Source organism: Aminiphilus circumscriptus DSM 16581 (assembly GCF_000526375.1).
GTDB lineage: Bacteria > Synergistota > Synergistia > Synergistales > Aminiphilaceae > Aminiphilus > Aminiphilus circumscriptus.
This window is the reverse complement of record NZ_JAFY01000002.1, coordinates 312,704-331,863: the sequence shown is the minus strand read 5'-3', so window position 1 is coordinate 331,863 and position 19,160 is coordinate 312,704. Positions and strand designations below refer to the sequence as shown.

The window sequence follows — 19,160 nt, the reverse complement described above, 5'->3', positions numbered from 1 at the left end:
CCCCGCAGGGTGCCTCGCAGAGCCTGATGCGACCCGAGTCAAGGGAAAGCGAAAGGTCTTTATTCAGAGCTTCCTTAGAGCATAATCCTACTGCGGGATATCCGTCGCCTCCAGAGGAAAAAGAGCGATGTCGATCTTCACCACCACTTTTCGCACCCGGGGCGAACCGGGATGCCGCAGCGGGCAGTGGAGGTCCCGTGGAAAGAAGACCGCATAATGGCCTGGAGACAGGTGGAGCCACGAGGGGTTTTCCGGAGGCTCGAAATAGAGACAGTCCTCCTCGGCAAGGGCGTTCCTGCGGAGAGGGCGCTCCTCGTCAAGAGCCCAGCCGATGCTCTCTTCTCCTTCGAGAACGCATTGCACGTCCACGTACCGCCGGTGTGCCTCCCATTCACCCTCCGAAACGGGACCGGTCTCCTCCTCGGCGAGGATGGCGTAGAGCCCCTCCTCCAGTTCGATGCGTCCCGGCTGCAGGCCTGAAAAATCCGTTGTCGCCAGAAAAGCGAGCGCCCGGACGACAGGTCCGGGCAGAACGGCTTCGTCCATCCTTCGAAAACGCAGACTTCCGCAGAGCATACAAAGGCCTCCTTCGGGTCGTTCCGGTGTCTTTATTCCGGGGATGTTTCCGTGTTCTCCTCCCAGAAGCGCCAGAGATTCCGTCCGTCGTTCTTCGCTCGGTACATGGCCATGTCCGCCCGCTTCATCAGGGTTCGGACATCTCTCCCGTCCAGGGGGTAGAGGCTGACGCCGAGGCTGGCGCTCACCTCCAGAACTCTGTCTCCGAGCGAATAGGGACGTGCGACGGCTTCGCGGATCCTCTCGGCGACCTGCTCCGCGTCCTTTCTGTCGTGCAGTCCGGGGAGGATGAGGGTGAATTCGTCTCCTCCCATGCGAGCCACCGTATCGACCTCGCGGACTTCCTTCTTGAGGCGTTTCGACACGGCCTTGAGGAGCAGGTCCCCCACATCGTGCCCGAGAGCGTCGTTGATCTCCTTGAAATCGTCCAGATCCAGGAAGATGACGGCGACGACGGTTTTGTTCCGGCGCGCCTGCGCCATGGCGAGAAGGAGATGGTCGTTGAAGAGCGTTCTGTTGGGAAGCCCGGTGAGGGGATCGTGGGTGCCCGCGTGACGGAGGCTCTCCTCCACCTGGACCTGTTCGGTGATGTCCCTGTGGGTTCCCACGATGCGCAGGGGTTTTCCCTCCGCGTTTCGTGACATGACTTTGCCTCTCGAGAGAATCCACTTGTAGCTCCCGTCCTTGCAGCGCAGCCGATGTCTGGCTTCGTAGAAAGGAGTCTCCCCGCGAATATGCCGTTGTGTTTCCTTGACGGCGTGTTCCCGGTCCTCGGGATGAACCCGGTCGTACCATTCGGAGAAACGTTCCCGGAGTTCTCCCGGGCCGTACCCCAACATTTCGAGCCAGCGGGGAGAGAAATACACGTCGTTGGTGAGAAGATTCCAGTCCCACACGCCCAAATCGGAGCCCTCCAGGGCGAACTGTCCGCGTTCTTCACTGCGTCGCAATGCCTCCTCGGCCTTTACCCGCTCCGTGATCTGGGTTCTGAGGAGGGCGTTCGCGTTCTGGAGGGAGGCGTGTTCTGGAGGGAGGCGTTGAGAAAGGCCATCTGCCGCCGATGGACTCCCGCCTCCGCGATCAGGTTCGCCAGGATGTGAAAATGCCGCAACGCCGCGTCGGCCCGTTCTCTGGAGACGATGGGGACGGTTCGGAGAGCTTCCGTGTAGGCCGCCTCGTCGAGATTGTTCGCCCGCGCTCTGTCGAGAAACGTCGTTTCGTCCGGAGGAACGAGGAAAAACTGTCCGATGACGACGTAGCCGAGGAGATCGCCCTCGACACGGATCGGAACGGCGCCATCCATGAGACCATTTTGGCAACGGTGGAGATATTCCTCGTCACCGTTCTCGATTGCTCTGCCAATTTCTTCCCAGCTCGCCTCGCAGTATTTCCGGTACTCCGGATGTGTCCGGTGGAAATGATGACAGAGCGTCTGCCCTCCCGCCGAGGCCAGGGGAGAGCCGTCCTTCCCGCAAAAGGCACAGGGAATTCCCGAGGCGGTGTAAAAATGCCGGAGCATTTCCGAGCAGAGCGGGACATTCACCACGTCCGAAAAAGAGTGATCCACGGCGAAGACTCCTTTCGAGGCGCTTTGGTGTTGCTGTCCGGTGTCGCACTGTCTTTTCCGCAGTTTCCGCCACGGCGGCGGGGAAACGCCGATCCGTCCAAAGCTCTTGTTTGCGGGAACACTCAGAATCTCCACTCCCTGGGCGAACGCCTTGAAGAATGGGTCGTTCTTTCTCCGGAAGGAGCGTTTTTTCGGTACGGGCCGAGAAGGTCCGTTGGACCTAGAGCCTTCGGGCCAGGTTGAGCGCCTCGTAGGTGATGATCAGGTCCGCGCCCGCCCGGCGGCATGCCCGATGCGCTTCGAGAAGTGCTGTCCCCTCGTCGAGAAGCCCTCGGGCGATGGCGCTCCGGAGCATCATGTACTCGCCGCTCACCAGGTAGCACGCCAGAGGGAGAAGCGTCTTTTCCCGAAGGCGGGCCAGGATGTCGAGGCAGGTGAGAGCCGGTTTGACCATGAGCAGGTCCGCTCCCTCGTCCTCGTCGAGAAGCGCTTCTCGAAGCGCTTCTCGGGTGTTGCCCGGAGGCATCTGGTAGCTCTTGCGGTCGCCGGATCTGGGGGCGCTTTCCGCCGCGTCCCGGAAGGGACCGTAGAAGGCGGAACTCATCTTCGCCGCGTAGCTCATGATGGCCGTTTCGGAGAACCCCGCCTCGTCCAGGGCGGCCCGAATCCTCCCCACTCGTCCGTCCATCATGTCCGAGGGGGCCACCATGTGCGCCCCCGCTCTGGCGTGGCTCACCGCAGCCCGGGCGAGCTGCTCCAGGGAGGAGTCGTTGTCCACCTCGCCCTCGGGAGTGAGGTGGCCGCAATGACCGTGGTCCGTGTACTGGCAGAGACAGACGTCGGTGATGCAGTACGCCTGGGGAAAACGCTCCCGCAAGAACGAGCAGGCCCTCTGGGTGGGCTGGTCCGCTTCGGCGGCGCTGGTGCCGAGGGCGTCCTTGTAGGTCGGAAGGCCGAAGAGGATGAAGGCCTTGACGCCCGCATCGAGAGCGGGTTGCACGATGCGGGAAAGTCGGTCGACGCTCCAGTGGTTCACGTTCTCCATGGATGGAATTGGTTCCTCCACGCCCTCGCCGGGGACGACGAAGAGGGGGAGCACCAAATGGCGGGGTTCCAGAATGGTTTCTGCGAGCATGTCCCGAAGTGCCGGATGGGAGCGGAGCCGCCGCATCCGGAGAGCGGGAAAACCTGCGGTCATGAACAGGACCTCCTTCGAAAAAAGCCATGGAAAGAGACGAACCTCTCTTGAAATCCGGTATCCTATGGTATGGTATCTCTCCTTGGATTGTCACGTCAAACGCAACGGAGATGGAGCCAGCTCCCGACAGGCCTCCGCAGGAATAGGCCATCCGAGGTGCTTTCGTGGCCTGTTGTCGAGGAGCGACACGTACTGATCCACCTCCTCCCGGCTCACGCTCCGGAAGTCCTTTCCTTACTCATCCGGGCATGTCGGGCGAACTCTTTGCCGTTGTCCACGGCGATGCCGCGGCAGACGCCCCATCAAGAATCCATAGAACCGCTTTCGCCAGGGGGCTCGAAGCCCTGCTTCTCATAGTCACGGGCGCCGCCTGCGCGGAATCTCCCGGCGGATGACGCTCCTGGAACGCCCGATCCGGGAAGCGATTGCCTGCGGGGATACTCCGATTCGCAGGCCGATGACGATGATCTCGCGCTCGTCTCTGGTAAGATGGTGGTGGCTCATGGCCGGTTTCTCCCGCTAGCTGGCTGTTGTGGCGACTCCATCTTAGCGAAGTCCTTGCCGTGGACCCCCCTGTTTTTTCTCCGGGGACTGTCCCTTAGCCCTTGTTTCGGAGCTGGTCACATCTTCTTCGCGAGCTCCCGGAAAATGCGCTCCGCCGCGGCGAGGGTCTCGTCGAGGATCGCCTCATCGTGGGCGGTGGAGACGAAGAGCGCCTCGAAGGCGGAGGGGGCGAAGAGGTGTCCCGCCTCGACCATGGCGGCGAAGAACGCAGGGTACAGGTCTCCCCGGGTGCGCTTCACCTCGTCGAGGGTGGCGGGAACCGCGGAGGCGAAGAACATGCCCAGCACGGAGCCGAGTCGCGTTACCACAAGGGGAAAGTGCGCCGCCTTCGCGGCGTCCGCGAGCCCCGCGGCAAAACGGGACGCCCTTGCTTCAAGCACTCGGTACGTCTCGGGGCGTTCGAGCACCGAGAGGGTGGCGATGCCCGCCGCCATGGCGAGGGGATTGCCCGCGAGGGTCCCCGCCTGGTAGACCGGGCCGACCGGGGCGAGTTTTTCCATGATCTCCCGGCGTCCGCCGAAGGCCCCCACGGGCAGCCCGCCGCCGATGATCTTGCCGAGGCAGGTCAGGTCGGGAACGAGAGAGAGGCGTTGCTGTACGCCCCCCTCGGGAACGCGGAATCCCGTGATCACCTCGTCGAAGACAAGCAGGCTTCCGGACGTGGCCGTGATCTCCCGCAGGGATTCGAGGAACCCCTCCCGGGGCGGCACGAGGCCCATATTGCCCGCCCAGGGTTCTACGATGACCGCGGCGATGTCCTTTGCGTGCTCGACAAAGCAGCGTTTCACCGCGTCGATGTCGTTGTAGGGAAGGACTATCGTGCAGGACGCCACGTCCTCGGGAATGCCCGGACTGTCCGGGCAGCCCAGGGTGAGAGCGCCGCTTCCGGCGGCGACGAGAAAGGCGTCGGCGTGGCCGTGGTAGCAGCCGGAGAACTTCACCGCGAGTTTCCGCCCCGTGAACCCCCGGGCGACCCGGAGGGCCGTCATGGTCGCCTCCGTACCGGAGTTGACGAAGCGGATCAGCTCCATGGAGGGAAAGCGTGCCCGCACCTTCAGGGCAAGCTCGATCTCCAGCGGCGAGGGAGCGCCGAAGGAGGGCGAATCCGCGGCGGCTCGCACCACCGCCGCCACCACTTCCGGGTGGGCGTGGCCGAGGATGAGAGGGCCCCAGCTGCACACATAGTCGGTATAGACGTTGCCCTCCACGTCCTCCAACATTGCCCCCGCTCCCCGCAGGAAGAAGCGTGGCGTTCCTCCCACGGATTTCCAGGCCCGGACGGGACTGTTCACGCCTCCCACCAGCACCTCCCGTGCAGCGGCGAAGCACTCCGCATTCGTCTTCCGTTTCCGTTCCATTTCGGATTCCCCCTTCGACGGATCGTTTTGCTTTTTGGCCTTGGATTGTCAATGCAAACGCAACAGAGGCGGGGCAGGCTCCCGATAGACTTCCGCCGCAGCGCGGCGTCCCTTCCTCGTCGGCGTTTTCTTTCGATTTCGGGAGTCCTTTTCCTGCGCTCAGAGCCCCCGGGCGATCAGCTCCTCCAGGCGCGTCATATCCAGATGGGCTGCCACGAAATCCGCCCAGGCGTCGTAGCTTCTGTCCCGGAGTTCCCGCCCCGAGGGCGCCGTTTCTCCGGTTCCGCCGAGAGGGGCGAGCCCCTTGCGCCGCCGCAGCCAGTTGACGAAGGCCCGCCGGAAGAGCGGGTCGTCCGCCAGACCGTGGAGATAGCAGCCGAAGACCGTCCCATCAGGCCGAGCCGCGCCGTCCGCCTCCAGGATCTCGCGGCCTCCCCGGGCGATGAGGGTGAGCAGGGGCGTGCCATCGCCGAAAGACGCCGCCGCAACGGGGATCGTGCGTCCCATGTGGATCTCGTAGCCCGAGATCTCCCGGTCCCGAAGGGCTTCCCACGGTCCCGGGGCCCAGTCGTTCACCACCGCTCGGGCGGGGGCGGCGATCTTGGTTCCCTCGAAGAAGGTGCGCACCGGCAGCAGGCCGAGCCCCTCCATGCTCTCTGGTCCCGATCCCTCCACGCCCCCCGGGTCGTCGATGCGCTCTCCCAGCATCTGGTAGCCCCCGCAGATGCCCCAGAGAGGAATGCCCCGGTCGGCGGCATCCCGGAGAGCCGTGGCGAGGCCTCGCTGCCGAAGCCAGCGAAGGTCTGCCATGGTGGCTTTCGTCCCCGGCAGAACGATGCAGTCCGCACCATCGAGATCCCCCGGTGCGTCGGCGAAGACCACCCGGCAGCCGTCGTGCTCCAGGGCGTCGAAGTCGGTGAAGTTGGCGATGCGGGGAAGCTTGATCACCACAATGCGCAGGGGGCCGTCGCCGAAGGAGCGCAATCCCAGGGAATCCTCCGCGGGAAGGCGGAGATGGGTCGCGTAGGGAAGCACTCCCAGAACGGGGCGCCCCGTGCGCGCTTCGAGAAAACGGCACCCTTCGTCGAAGAGGCTCGAATCTCCCCGGAACTTGTTGACCGCAAAGGCTTTGATCAGTGCGGCGTCCTTCTCGGGGAGCACCGCGAGGGTGCCCACCAGCGAGGCGAGCACGCCACCCCGTTCGATGTCCCCCACGAGGAGGACCGGCGCCTCCGCCTCCCGGGCGGTCCGGAGGTTCGTGAAGTCCGCGGCGTAGATGTTCATCTCCGCGGGGCTTCCCGCGCCCTCCAGGAGCAGCAGGTCGTACTCCTCCCGGAGGGCCGCCAGGGCATCGCGGGCGGTCTCCCAGGCGGTGGCCGCGTAGCCTTTTCCGTTCCTGCCGTGATAGTCCCGGGCGGAAAGCGTGGCGGCGGGGCGTCCCAAAAGCACCACCTGGCTCGTGCTGTCTCCCTGAGGTTTGAGGAGTACCGGATTGAAGCGCACGTCCGGCTCCAGGCCGCAGGCCTCGGCCTGGAGGGCCTGGGCGACGCCCATTTCGCCTCCTCCCGGGGCGGTGTAGGCGTTGAGGGCCATGTTCTGGGCCTTGAAGGGCGCGACTCGTATGCCCTTTCGGAAGAAGTGGCGGCAGAGAGCGGTGACCAGAAGGCTCTTTCCCGCGTCGCTGGTGGTGCCGCAGACCATGAGTCCCTTTGCCCGTGCGGTGCTCACGAGGGGTTCCCCTTCCGCGTACGGCGCGGTGCGGTGTCGTTTCGTTCCGTCTTTCGGCGAGGGCCTTTTCTTTTCGGTGTTTCCTCGTCGCTTTTTCCGACATCCGCCGCGGCCTGTTCGAGGCGCAGGTCCGAGAGAAGGGCGTTCAGACGGCGCAGCACTCGCTCCAGCCCCGGGAGGTCCGGTGATTCGAGCACCGCCACGTCACGTCCTCCTTCCCTCTGGGTCTCCAGCAGCTCCCGGATTCGACGTGCGCACGTTTCTCCCCAGGCGACGGGAACGGCGCCGGGAGGAAGACCGCCGAAGCGGTCCCACCACGCCTCGGCGAGGGCGGCGCTGCCGAAGACCACCGCGTGGAGCGGTGCCTGGCGCCACAGCTCCCGGTAGAGTTCCTCCCCCGGCAGAGGGTTGGGGATCATGCGGTAGGCGGCAAGCTCGAAAGGAACGCCTCCCGCTTGCCGGACGGCCTCCTCGGGCAGTGACGAGGCCCGTTCATTTCGGACGAAGGCCACCCGCTCGCCGGGGCGGATCAGGGAGCGCAAAAGCCGGGCCAGTCCCTCCGACGTGGGTTCCTCCGCCGTGACGTCCGGGGGCAGTCCCTCCAGGGCGAGGGCCCTCGCGGTGCCCTCGCCGATGGCGGCGAGGCGGCCTCGAAGGCGGCGCAGGTCCGAAGCGCAGCGTTTGATCTGCGCCGCGCCCCGGGGGCTCGTGCAGACGATCCAGTCCGCCCGGGCGAGAAGGTCCGCCGCGCCTTGGAGGGGGCGTTCCTCCAGTTCGAGGAGGGGAACGCTGTAGGCGTCGGCGCCGAGCTGTTCCAGGCGCCGTGCGGTGTTCCAGGATTCGGGAGCGGGACGGCACACCGCCACCTGGAGCCCCGCGAGAGGACCACGGAGAGGGTGGAGCGCCACGCCGGCGGTTCTCCCCAGAACGAGCACGCTCGGGCTTCGCAGCGCGTTCCGCCGGGAGGCCTCGATGAGTTCTCCGAAGGTTCCCGAGCGGAGCGTCGCCCTTCCCCAGCCTCCCCAGGTCACGCATGCCCCGGGCGTGTCCGGTGTCACTCCGCCCGCTTCGAGGAACGGCGCCGCCTCGGCGAAGGAGGAGGCGCTCATGTAGAGACAGAGCGTTCCGGGAACGGCGCCGAGTTCCCGAAGGAAGTTCCGGCGCGGATCTCCGGAATTTGTTCCGTTGTCCGGCGTCGTCTCGGCGCCTCCGTCGCCGAGGCGCCCCGTGGCGAGGGTCACCGCGCCGGAAAGGCCCCGGTGGGTCGGCGGAAGCCCCGCCGCGGCGCACCCGCCGAGAGCGGCGGTGATGCCCGGAACCGCGTCCCAGGAAAGCCCCGCTTCTTCCAGGGCGAGGGCCTCCTCGCCACCCCGTCCGAAGACGAAAGGATCTCCTCCCTTGAGGCGTACCACCGAGGCAAGGCGTTTCCCCAGCTCCACCAGAAGGGCGTTGATCTTCTTCTGCGGAAGGGTGTGGTCGCTCTCGCGCTTGCCCACGGGGTGATACTCGCATCCCTTGGGGCAGAGCTGGAGCAGGTCCGGATGGATCAGGCGGTCGTAGACGACCGCCTCGGCGGTGCGGAGGAGTTCCGCTCCGCGGAGCGTAAGCCACGAGGGAGTGCCGCACCCTGCGCCGACGAGATGGACGGTCATGATCTCCTCTCCTTTCCCGGATGGTTCTTCCTGCCCGGAGGTCTCACGGGACATATACAGAAGGGGTTCGTTTTGCCGCTGCAACGAGACGGCGGGCCAGGGGGTTTTCGGCCATGTTTTTCCAGAGGCGTTTCCCCGCCTCTTCGGCTTCGGCGAGGGAGGCGACCGCAGTTTCCAGCTCCGCTGTTTCCCGGGCCTTTCCGCCTCCGTCGAGCAGTTCCGCCCGCAGATGCAGCACACCGCTCTCCCAGAGACCGTGCACACCCAGGGGGAGCACGCAGCCGCAGGAGAATTCCGCAAGAAAAGCCCGTTCGGCCGTCACCGCCAGCCGGGTGGGGAGGTGGTCCAGATCTCGCAGGAGCTGCTCCAGGGGCGTTCCCGCGCAGGTCTCCACGGCGACGGCTCCCTGTCCCGGAGCGGCAAGGAACGGAAGGGGAGTGCTTCCCCGGCGCAGCAGCTCCCGGTCGGGCGCGGAAAGCATGCTGTCTCCCCTTCCGCCCGGGGTGTTCTCGAGGCGGGAAAGTCCCGCCTCGGCGAGGATCGTTGCCGCCACCTCTCCCTCCCGGAGCTTGCGCAGACGGGTTTCCACGTTGCCCCGAAAGGGGACGACCTCCAGATCCGGGCGGAGGAAAAGGAGCTGCGCCCGACGGCGCAGGCTCGACGTGCCCACCTTCGCTCCGGGCGGAAGCGCTTCGAGGGGCAGTCCATCGAGGGTGAGCAGAATATCCCGGGCGGATTCCCGGGGAAGTACTCCGGCGAGGATGAGCCTCGTTCCCCGGCGTTCGTCCCCTCCGAGCTTCGAGGGCACGTCCTTGAGACTGTGCACCGCGCCGTCTCCCTCCCCCGCGAGGAGGGCCTCCTCCAGGGCTTTCACGAAGGCTCCGAAGCCGCCGAAGGCGGAGAGGGGCGTCTTCTGGTCCCGGTCGCCGTGGGAGGTCACGGTGCGCACCTCCGCCAGGGCTCCCCGGGTGGCGAGGGCCGCCGCGGCCAGTTCCGCCTGGCGCAGGGCGAGAAGACTCCCACGGGAGAGAAGCACCAGCGGTTGCGCGCCGCTTCCGGAGTGGCGTCCCGCATTGTCGCAATGCTCGGAACGGGGCGTCTCGAGAATCCAGTTTCCGACGCGGGAGGAGAGCGCACATCGCTGCGAACCGTCGGAATGCGTCGCCTCCTCCGCCGGTTCGTTTGCGCCGAATGTCCGGGTCGTCTCCGCATCGAGGCAGGCGAGAAGGCGCCGTTTGAGCCGCGCCGCCTCGCAGGGATCGTCGCCTCCCGTGCCGATTCCGATGAAGCAGGGGCCGTGCCGAAATTGGGCCACCAGTGCCCAGTCTCCCTCGTCGGCGCAGGCGGCGCAGTTCACGAGACATCCCGCTTTCCGTGCCCAGGCGAGGGCCTGTTCGAGCGAAGTGCTCGCCCCATCCGCCTCCGTTCCGAGGGGAAGGGCCAGAAGAACGAGTCGGACGGCGGCGAAATCTTCGGGGAGAACCGTGCGGCGAAGCCACTGGATTCGTCCCGCTTCGGCGAGTGCCCGCAGTTCCGGTGTCGCCTCGGGGGAGACGAGGACGACCTCGCATTCCGCGCCGAGAAGCGTGGCGATCTTCCGGGTGCCCACGCTGCCGCCCCCGACCACGAGGACGCGCTGTCTCCGCGTGTTCACCGACGCGAGGAGCGAGAAGGCGCGCCCTGTCACGAGCGTCGCTCCGTTTCCGCCAGGAGGCGCCAGACCCTGTTTGTGTGGGACGTCCGGTTCGAAAGAAGGGGGTGGAGCACTCCCTTCACGACGCTCCAGGCCATCGCCTCCAGGATCTCCGGATCGGCGCCGGTCTTCTTCGCCGTCCGTTCCACCCGGTCCCGAACCACCTGTTTCGCCCGCGCCAGGGCCAGGCGCCGGTAGGTGTCGCCGTAGATTCCCGAGAGTTCCTCCCAGAGCGCCCGAGCGGTGATGTCCGCCTCCTGCTCCAGGCGGCGGAGTCCCTTGCGGTGGGTTTCGAGCAGACGTTCGGCGCACTCCCGAAGGTCGTCCACGGTGATGCGAATCGCCCCGCTTTCCGGAGAGGACTGGGGAATTCCTCCGAGGTCGAGAACCCAGGGAAGAGAAAGGGGCTCTTTCCGGCGGCACTCCTCCGGACTCTGTTTCTTTCCGGCGCCGAGCGTTTCCGTTTCGCTCCCCCGCCAGAGCGGTTCCGGTGCGTCGGTGCAGAGAAAAAGGCCGTCCACGTCTTTTGCCGCCTCGCGCCAGTTCTCCCAGGAAAGCAGCGGAAGGCCGAGCCGTTCCGCCACTTCCTCGCCTTTGCGAAGCGTGCGGTTGACGAGACGGACCTCAATCCGGCATGCCCGGAGAAGCCGCGCCGTCTCCTCTCCCATGGCGCCGGTGCCCACCACGAGGGCGCGCACCCGGGGCCAGCGGGGATGTTCCTTGAAACGCTGCAGCATAAGGTAGGGGATGGATGGCGCCCTTCCGGGGGACCAGCAGGAGCGCAAGGTCCCCGCCAGGTGGAGCGCCCGCTGGAAAAGGCGGTGGAGCATGCGGCCACAGCGCCGTTTGTCGTTCCCCTCGTAACATTCCCGGAACTGGGCCACGATGTGCTCCTCTCCGATGGCGAGACTTTCCAACCCCAGGAGAAGACGAAGAAGGTGCCGCACCGCCTCTTCGTCCTCAAGATGCCGCACGCCGGGGACGAGCAGTTCCCGGGGTGGTCGCCCGCCCGAGGGGAGTACCAGGTACATTTCCGCCCGGTTGCAGGTGCGCAGGCGGAAGCACTCCCGGACAGCGGAGCCGTCGATCTCCGGTATCCCGTCCGTCCCGTCGTCCGAGGCCTCGTCTGCGGTGGCAGCGCGGGCGTCTCCGTTACGGGCTTCTTCCTCCGGATCGTCGCCACAGGGAAAGGAAAGGTGCTGCAGCCGCGGAAGAACGGGTTCGTCGCCGTTCATGCGGCTCCAGATGCTCCACGCGGCGGCTCGCCTCTCGGCGGAGGCGTCGCGGTAATCCAGGACAAGACAGTGGAGAGAACTCATTGTGCCTCACCTCGCCAGAAGAACAGGAATCGCCGCTCCCACAAGGGAGAGGAGCATGAGCGGAACCTGCGTTCCCGTGTGCCACACCAGGAGGGAGCGCACCAGGTCCCGCGGAAAGAGCCCGAGCCAGTAGCCCACGTTTTGCCGGGCCGTCCGGGAGAAGGAGCCCAGGACGTTTCCCACCAGAAGGGCCAGCACCGCCTCCGCCGTCGTGAGCGTTTCCGTGGCGAGGCTTGCCTTGGCGGCGGCGAGGGCCACGTTGTTCTGGGCCAGGCTGCCCGCCACCACGGTCCATCCCGCCGGAGGCAGAAGAGGGAGCAGGTGCACGTGCTCCAGAAGAAACGCGTCCAGATAGGGCACGAGCACGAAGGCCAGGGCATAGAAACTCCACGCCCAGGGAAGCGTCCGTCCCAGGAGACGCAGCAGCATTCTTCGGCGTTCCCCGGCGCTGACGAAGCGGCTCTTCCTTTCGTTCAGGAGCGCGGATTCTCCCGTCTCCGGGGTCGTCGCCTTAGCCTCGCCGTGCGCCGTCTCCGCTGCCATCGCCTCCAAGGGCTTTTTCCCCCGCCGGAGCAGCAGCAGCACGAGGACGAAACGGATGGCGCTCCGGAGAAGAAGTACTGTGGAATAGATGGCTCCCGCTATTCCCGCGAGACCCGCCGCCACGGCGAAACTCGTCACCCAACGCCGCAGATAGCCCGGAAAAGCCAGAAGCAACGTGCCGAGCACGGTGTCCCTCCGAGCGAGTCGCCCCTCCCGGAACGCTGCCGCGATCATGGCCGCTCCCGCCCGGGAGGAGCCGAGGCTCACCGCCAGCGCTGCCCCCAGATCTGGAGAAAGGCCCCAGCGGGAAAGGCGGGGAAGCATTCTCCTGAAGAGACGGTCCGCCACCTGAAAGTGCAGGATCGTCTCACCGAGGGCCAGTCCCAGGGCGACGTTCGCCGTGAGAAGCAACTCACCTCGCAGCAGGGCTCCCCAGTCCACGGAAAGGGATGTCACACGGAAGCACGCTCCCTCCAGAGCAGCACCAGGGAGAGATATTCCGAGCAGGGGGAGATGGCCTCCTCCCCCTGAAGAATGCGCTCCTCCGGCAGTCCTCCCCGCTCGATGCGCACCATGTGTTTCCAAGGTCCCGCGGCGGAGACCGTCCGGGCGAGGTCCTTCCCCAGGGCCGAGGGCTTGTAGAGTGCCGCTGTGTCGGCGGCTTCCAGAATGCGCCGCACCTCGTCGGCTCCTGCGGTGCAGGGAACCACCGCGAGCCGCTCCTCCGCGAGGGCCAGGAAGGACGAGAGGGCGCAGGCCGCGAAGGAGTGGGCGGAAATGCCCGGGACCAGCCGAAGTTCCAGCTCCGGCGCGAGGGGGCGCCAGGCCTCGAAGAGCCAGGCCACCGTGGCGTAGAGGGCCGCGTCGCCGAGGACGGGAAGCGCCGCGGCACGTGCGCCTTCCCAGCGGGGGCGAAGCATCCGGAGCTGTTCCTCCAGAAGGCGCCGCCGCTCCTCCTCGTCCCGGACCATGGGGAAGACCAGAGGCACCAGCTCGGGCAGGGGCGTGCTCCGCTCTGCCCAGGCGGCGGTGACGATGTCTCCTGCGACGCTCGCCCGTCCCTGCCGCGAGACGGGAACGAGGACCAGATCCGCCTCTTCGAGAAGTCGCAATGCCTTGAGCGTCACCAGTTCCGGATCTCCCGGACCGACGCCGATGCCGTACAGAATCATGAGATCGCTCCTTTTCGCTTTTTTTCGGAAGTGTTCCCGAGTTTTTTCTCCTCCCACGATGCCAGCACCGTCTCAAGCTCCTCAAGGGACGAGACCGAGGGAGCCCCCTTCGTCTCCGCCTTGGGGCGGTTCAAGAGCACCAGGGGCAAGCCGAGGTTGCGGCAGGCCTCGATCTTGTTGTGCAGACCGCCCTCCTCGCCGGAATCCTTGGAGAACATGCACGCCGCTCCGGTCTCGAGGAGAAGCGCCTCGTTCAGATGCACGCTTCCCGCTCCCCAGAGGGCGACGATCTCCCTCGGCTCAAGACCGGCTCTGCGGGCCGCGCAAAGACTTTCCTCCGTGGGAAGCACCCGGGCGACCACGCGCCGGTTCTCCTTCCGGAGGAGCGGAACGATGCGGGGAAGCAGCTTCACCCCTACCGCGAGGAAAAGGCATTCCCCGGGGCGCGTCACTCCCCAGAGAAGGGCGCATCCCTCCTCGGGCGAGTCCGCCCGGAGAAGAAAACGTGGCGGAAAGAGTTCCCTCTCCTCGCTCTCCTCCGCAGAGCACATGGTCCGCTCGAAGACGACGAAGGGAATCCCCTGCGCCACCGCGGCGGCGGCGAGTTCCTCCGTGGCCGCCGTCGCGAAGGGGTGCGAGCAGTCCACGATGCCTTCCACGTCCCCCTCTTCCCCGTGCGGTTTCTTCCGGGAGAGCAGTTCCGTCCATTCGGCCCGGTCCCGGGCGCCCAGAAGCGCCTCCGCGCCGGGAGGAACCGTCTCGAGCCCCCAGGTGCGCGTTACCGAGACGGTCACGGCATGCCCCAGTGCGAGAAGGTGTTCCGCCACGCGGCGCGCCGCGGAGGTGCCGCCGAGAACGAGGAGCCTCACGGGGCGGCACCTTCTTCGGAGGGCGATTCCTGTCGCGACCGCACGACCGCTTCGTCCTCCCGAACACGTTCCGTGCTCTCGTTCCGTCCTCTCTCACTCCGGTATCCCCGGCGGTCCAGAAGGCGCGTGCCATTCCAGAGGACGTTCCGCCCGGGAAGCACCACAAGGGTCCGCATGTCCACCTCCGCCGGGGAAAGCGCCTCCAGAGGAATCGCTCGGAAAGACTCCTCGGGCCTGCCCACGTCCCGCACGAGCAGGACCGGCCCCTCCAGGGATGCGAAGATCTCCCGCACCGCGGCGAGCTTGGTCTCCAGGTCGCGCCGCACGGGATTGTAGAGTGCCACCGTGAGCCCTCCCAGGGCGGCGCCGCGCAGCGCCTGCAGCACCTCCTCCCAGGGTTGGAGATAATCCGAGAGGGAGATGCAGGTGAGACCGTTCGTGTAGGGCGCTCCGAGGAGCGCTCCCGCGGCCTGTATGGCCGAGATGCCCGGGATGACCCGGACTGGCACGGAGGTCTCCGCCGCCAGGGAATGGGTCAGTCCCGCCATGCCGAAGAGCACCGGATCGCCTCCGGAGAGAAGCGCCACGGCGTATCCCCGTTCCGCCAGGTTCAGGGCCAGACGGACCCGTTCCTCCTCTTCTCCCATGGAGAAGCGTTTCACCCATTTGTTCCGTCGCCACGCCTCGGGAATCTGGTCGATGTAGAGGGCGTACCCCACGAGAACCTCCGCGCCTTCGATGGCCGCCCGTGCCTCGGCGGTGAGAAAGCGTGCGTCCCCCGGTCCGGTTCCCACCACGTCCACCCGACCCTGAAAGCGGAGCGGGCGCAGGGACAGCGCCACCGTCACGCCCCGGGAACTCGTCCGCGGCGCGAGAAGAGGACCCGCCGTGGCGGCGCAGGGTTCGGCTACGCCGGGGAGATCCAGATGGCGTTCCGCCACGGAGGGGGTGAAAGGGCCGGGAAGTGCCAGCAGTTCTTCCCGAGAGCAAATCCGAAGGGGGACGCCGAGCAGGTTCGCCGCCTCCACGAGTCCAGGCTCGAACTCCTTTTCCGGAATGGTGCGGCATTCCGCCAGGGCTGAAAGGGTGTATCCTCCTTCCCGGAAGGACGCCCGGAGGGCCTCCACCACATCCTCCGCGGCGACGCCCTTTCGGCAGCCCACCCCCGCGACGATGCAGGGAGGGACCAGTCGCACCGCGCCCGGAGGAAGGGGAGCGTTTCGGAAGGAGACGAGAACCTTCGGGTGGGGTGCGTCCTCTCCGGGTGCGGTCTCTCCGTCCTTTTCTTCCGCGGGCTCGACCCGGTAGCAGGGTGGAAAGGGAAGCCGGAGAAACTCCGGGTCCGCCCGGAGCGGAAGGATGCCCTCGTCGAGGAGTGCTCCGTTCACCGCAGGAAGATGTTCCTTGCCCTCCAGGACGAAGCCCCATCTCCGGCAGAGCAGGTCCGGCGCGGTGAGCCCCGCCCGGTCGCTGGAGCAGGTGGCCGCGAGCGTGGCATCCAGGGCCTTTGCGCAGGAGCGGGCCAGGTCGAATCCGCCGCCCAGATGTCCCCCCGTGAGAGGGACCACCATGTGCCCGTCCTCGGAGACGCAGACGAGAGGCGGGTCCGAGGCCTTGTCCCGCAGGAGCGGTCCGGCGGCGCGCAGATAGATGGCGGCGGCGCCGACCCCGATGATGCCCGAAAGGGCCGTCCTCGGCCGCTCCCAGAGGGAGGTCAGGAGGGTCTTCAGTTCCCCCGGGGCGGGAGAGAGGACATCGCCGCCCAGGGTGGAGGCGAGGCGCCGTGCCGTTTCCTCTCCCCGGGAGGAGAGAATCAGGATGGCGGGAAGTGCGCTCATGACAGCGGGGATCTTTCCGCATTCCGGAAGCCGTGGGAGAAGCTTCCGTCGTAGAGGAGACTCTTCGCCTCTCCGGGGTCGAGGCAGCTCCCGATCACGAGGAGCGCGTGATTCGCGATGCCCGCCTCGTCCATGCGTCGGGCCAGTTCGTCGAGGCGGGTCCGGAGAATTCTCTCGTCCGGCCAGGTGGCGCGGTAGACGCAGGCGCTGGGCGTGTCCGGTGCGTAACCGCCCCGAAGAAGCGCATTGGCGACCTGATCCGCCTGTCCGGCGCTGAGGAAGATCACCAGGGTGCTTTGCGATGCGGCGAGCCGCTCCAGGGCTTCCGAGGCCGGAACGGGCGTGCGCCCCGCCGCTCGGGTGCAGATCACCGTCTGGGTGCCCCCGGGCACGGTGTATTCCACGCCGAGGCGCGCCGCTGCGGCCTGAAGACTCGACACGCCGGGGACGATGGTCACGACCACGCCTCGGGCCTCCAGTGCCCGGATCTGCTCCGCCGTGGCCCCGTAAAGGCTGGGATCTCCGGTGTGGAGGCGCACCACGCGCCGCCCCGCCAGCGCGGCCCTGCTCATGAGTTCCACCTGTTCCTCCAGGTCGAGGGGGGCCGAATCCACCCTCTCGCAGGAAGGGTTGCAGAACGCCAGCAGCGCGGGAGCCACGAGACTTCCCGCGTAGACCACGAGGTCCGCCGTTTCGAGGAGGCGCTTTCCCTTCAGCGTGAGCAGTTCCGGATCTCCGGGACCGGCGCCGACGATGGTCACCTCCGCCTGGAACGGCGTTGCGTGTTCCCCGTCCGAGTGTTCTCGGTTCATGCCTGTTCCGCCTCCTTGTCTCCCCAGACGAGAAAGACCGGGTTTTGCCCCGTCAGCATCCACGATCCCGCCAGGGGCTTGCCGTATCCTGCGGTGAGCTGCCAGAAACCCGGCGAGCCCCCCAGATCCTCCAGTGTGTGCAGTGCCGTCAGGGCGGCGTCGAGAAGAATGAACGTCGCCGCCAGGCGTCCTCCGGAACGGAGCAGTTTCCAGCAGGCGGCGAGCACCTCCGGAAGGGCGTCGCCGTGGCCGCCCACGAAGACCGCGTCCGCGCACCGAAGTCCCGCCAGTGCCTCCGGTGCATTCCCCCGGAAAAAACACACTCTCCCCGGGGGCGTCCGTCCCGCACGTTCTCCGCCCTCTGCTGCGTCGCGGCGGAACGAGTCCTGCGTCGCAAATTCTGTGGAACCGGTCATGGATGCCGTCGCAGTGACGGCGTCTTCCTTCGGAGAAGAGGTGGTTGCTCCGTGTCGCGTCCTCATCTCCACGGCAATGCCCGCCCGGAGACAGTTCCGCGCCGCGAGAGCAAGCGCCTCTTGCTTCGGTTCCACCGAGAGCACCATTCCCTCCGGTCCCGCGGCGCGGGCAAGCTCCACCGTCATGCCTCCCGTTCCCGTTCCGATTTCGAGAACCCGACATCCCCGGAGAGGGTGAAGCAGACCGAGAAGGGCGGCGCGGACGGGGGCTTTCGTGAGGGGGATTCTCTCGTCCCGGAAAAACCAGGAATCGGAGAGGACGCCCGGTGGGAGGGGTTTTCCCCCGGCTTCTGCGTCGTCTTCCGGAAGGGGGGGACGTAACAACGGAGGTTCTCCACATTCGTTTTCCCCCGCCCCGGCGTCGTCTTCCGGAAGGTGTCCTTTCCGCTGGCAATCCCTGCGGGGCTGCTCGCCCTCGGGGGGGTCGAGCCAGAGAAGAGGCAGGCGTCCCCGAGGCTCCATGGTTGCCAGCTCCGCGAGCGTTCCCTCCGTGATGGATTCCTCCGGCAGCCCTAGATCCCAGGCGAGCGCGCCTTTGCGCTCCGGACCGAGAAGGTCCGCCAGCTCCCGGAGCTGTGCCGGAACCCGCTCCCATCCGCCCAAAAGGACCACCGCCTCGCCTTGGAGAGCGGCGAGCGCGCCTCCGGTGGTCCTCGGCCCCGAGGATGTCTCCCCGGAGAGGTGTTCTCCCGTGGATGGGCGAATCTCCTCCGGATTTTCGAGTGTCCGTCCGTGCAGGGAGAGGGTGGGGACATTCACCCAGGAGCGGCCGCGTCGTGCCGCCAGAAGCTGCATGCTGGAAATGCCCGGAACGAGCCGGACCTTTTCCGGACCGAACCGGCGCACCAGAGAAGAGGCGAGACTGTAGAACCCCGTGTCACCGCTCACCAGAACGCCCACGGGGCCTTTTTCGAGAAGTTCCGCCACACGCCGCAACGTCGCCTCGGTTCCCCGGGGCAACTCCTCCAGGTGTTGCGGCGTTACGGAGGAGCCTGCCGCAACGAGGGCGAGAAAACGGGCGTCTCCGAGAAGGAACGGTACGGACGCCGCCGTTTGCAGTGCCGCCCGGGTCACCTGTTCGGCGCCTCCGGGTCCCATGCCGATGCAGAAAATGTTGTTCATGGCCTTCTCCACGCTTTCCTCAACGTGCGAAATGTTCCGTGCTCCGCTTTGTGGACTGAACTGAATTCCTCTCTTCCGTCGCCGTTTCTCCGAAGCCACAGAAGACGAAAGAGGAGGGCGAGATCTCCGCGCCCTCCTCCGCAGGTTTTCCAATGAAACCGGCCGAGGCAGCCTGCCGCCCGCGCGGATGCTCCCCTTCCAGAACAGATCGGTCTCCTGGCTTCCGTTCGTCCTACTTCCGCCCCTTCCCAGAGCTTAACTCCAGTGGGATGTGCGCGGTTTCGTCCCGGTTACAGTGGCGAGGGCCGCACCGGCATGCTACCGGTTTCCCGTCACCTGTTCTGCCGAACTATGGGCACACCTGCCGACGCGAAAAAAGATGTCCACAGGTGTGCATCTTGACGTCCTGTCAATTATACCTCTGATCCATTCGGAGAATCCTTCGGAGGAGTTTGGTTTTTTTGTGCGCTTGTGGATTTGCTTGCAGATCAGTCCTGAGAGATTTTTGCAAGACCTCTTTGAATGTCTTGGCTTGGGGAAAGCTGTTCTCTCTTTTTACATGATTCCGCCGAAGAGAGCGGAAAGGGAACCGCGCATGTTCAGAAGACGCGCACCACGAGAAATGGGATCCTCCGATGGTTTTGTCCGAGGAGGTTCCTCCCCGCGCCTCGTT

General features: G+C 66.3%; 16 protein-coding genes and 1 riboswitch. All 16 genes read right to left on the bottom strand.

The features are described 5' to 3' along the window. Positions 1-87: 87 nt before the first annotated feature. The 16 genes from K349_RS0102115 to cbiE all read right to left on the bottom strand — a co-directional run bounded on the left by K349_RS0102115 (position 88) and on the right by cbiE (position 18,487). Entirely contained in the window at positions 88-576 is a 489-nt protein-coding gene (locus K349_RS0102115) for a NanQ anomerase/TabA/YiaL family protein (protein ID WP_026368240.1), read from the bottom strand. A 32-nt stretch (positions 577-608) separates the two neighbouring features. After that, the gene (locus K349_RS0102110) at positions 609-1,526 is read right to left on the bottom strand and encodes a sensor domain-containing diguanylate cyclase (RefSeq protein WP_026368239.1); all 918 of its coding nucleotides are present in this window, start codon (positions 1,524-1,526) and stop codon (positions 609-611) included. A gap of 14 nt (positions 1,527-1,540) precedes the next feature. Then, positions 1,541-2,143, bottom strand: a complete 603-nt coding sequence (locus tag K349_RS17680) for a PocR ligand-binding domain-containing protein (RefSeq protein ID WP_157367249.1) — start codon at positions 2,141-2,143, stop codon at positions 1,541-1,543. 220 nt (positions 2,144-2,363) lie between these two features. Further along, positions 2,364-3,341, bottom strand: coding sequence for a porphobilinogen synthase (gene hemB / locus K349_RS0102100; protein WP_026368237.1), 978 nt, complete (start codon positions 3,339-3,341; stop codon positions 2,364-2,366). 357 nt (positions 3,342-3,698) lie between these two features. Continuing rightward, the gene (locus tag K349_RS18455; RefSeq protein WP_084460131.1) at positions 3,699-3,845 is read right to left on the bottom strand and encodes a helix-turn-helix domain-containing protein; all 147 of its coding nucleotides are present in this window, start codon (positions 3,843-3,845) and stop codon (positions 3,699-3,701) included. Positions 3,846-3,961: 116 nt separating this feature from the next. Beyond that, complete coding sequence (gene hemL, locus K349_RS0102090) at positions 3,962-5,263, bottom strand: glutamate-1-semialdehyde 2,1-aminomutase (RefSeq protein WP_026368236.1); 1,302 nt, start codon at positions 5,261-5,263, stop codon at positions 3,962-3,964. 159 nt (positions 5,264-5,422) lie between these two features. Then, positions 5,423-6,991, bottom strand: a complete 1,569-nt coding sequence (locus K349_RS0102085) for a cobyric acid synthase (RefSeq protein WP_026368235.1) — start codon at positions 6,989-6,991, stop codon at positions 5,423-5,425. After that, positions 6,988-8,643 (bottom strand): uroporphyrinogen-III C-methyltransferase, encoded by a 1,656-nt coding sequence (gene cobA / locus K349_RS0102080; protein ID WP_026368234.1) that lies wholly within the window; start codon positions 8,641-8,643, stop codon positions 6,988-6,990. The genes K349_RS0102085 and cobA overlap by 4 nt, the downstream gene beginning before the upstream one ends. A 43-nt stretch (positions 8,644-8,686) precedes the next feature. Further along, the gene (gene hemC, locus K349_RS18450) at positions 8,687-10,330 is read right to left on the bottom strand and encodes a hydroxymethylbilane synthase (RefSeq protein WP_026368233.1); all 1,644 of its coding nucleotides are present in this window, start codon (positions 10,328-10,330) and stop codon (positions 8,687-8,689) included. Then, complete coding sequence (locus K349_RS19005; protein WP_026368232.1) at positions 10,327-11,655, bottom strand: glutamyl-tRNA reductase; 1,329 nt, start codon at positions 11,653-11,655, stop codon at positions 10,327-10,329. Before K349_RS19005 ends, hemC begins: the two co-directional genes overlap by 4 nt. A gap of 6 nt (positions 11,656-11,661) precedes the next feature. Then, positions 11,662-12,654, bottom strand: coding sequence for a hypothetical protein (locus K349_RS0102065; RefSeq protein WP_026368231.1), 993 nt, complete (start codon positions 12,652-12,654; stop codon positions 11,662-11,664). Beyond that, the gene (locus K349_RS0102060; RefSeq protein WP_026368230.1) at positions 12,651-13,370 is read right to left on the bottom strand and encodes a precorrin-2 C(20)-methyltransferase; all 720 of its coding nucleotides are present in this window, start codon (positions 13,368-13,370) and stop codon (positions 12,651-12,653) included. The genes K349_RS0102065 and K349_RS0102060 overlap by 4 nt, the downstream gene beginning before the upstream one ends. Then, positions 13,367-14,239, bottom strand: coding sequence for a precorrin-6A/cobalt-precorrin-6A reductase (locus K349_RS0102055; RefSeq protein ID WP_026368229.1), 873 nt, complete (start codon positions 14,237-14,239; stop codon positions 13,367-13,369). Before K349_RS0102055 ends, K349_RS0102060 begins: the two co-directional genes overlap by 4 nt. After that, positions 14,236-16,077 carry a cobalamin biosynthesis protein gene (locus K349_RS0102050; RefSeq protein WP_026368228.1) on the bottom strand — a complete coding sequence of 614 codons (1,842 nt, stop codon included), beginning with the start codon at positions 16,075-16,077 and terminating at the stop codon, positions 14,236-14,238. Before K349_RS0102050 ends, K349_RS0102055 begins: the two co-directional genes overlap by 4 nt. Continuing rightward, positions 16,074-16,889, bottom strand: a complete 816-nt coding sequence (cobM, locus tag K349_RS0102045; protein ID WP_026368227.1) for a precorrin-4 C(11)-methyltransferase — start codon at positions 16,887-16,889, stop codon at positions 16,074-16,076. Before cobM ends, K349_RS0102050 begins: the two co-directional genes overlap by 4 nt. Further along, a complete protein-coding gene (gene cbiE / locus K349_RS17670) occupies positions 16,886-18,487 on the bottom strand; it encodes a precorrin-6y C5,15-methyltransferase (decarboxylating) subunit CbiE (protein WP_157367248.1) in 1,602 nt (533 codons plus the stop codon). The genes cobM and cbiE overlap by 4 nt, the downstream gene beginning before the upstream one ends. 189 nt (positions 18,488-18,676) lie before the next feature. Beyond that, a riboswitch (cobalamin riboswitch) is annotated at positions 18,677-18,842 on the bottom strand. Positions 18,843-19,160 lie beyond the last annotated feature (318 nt).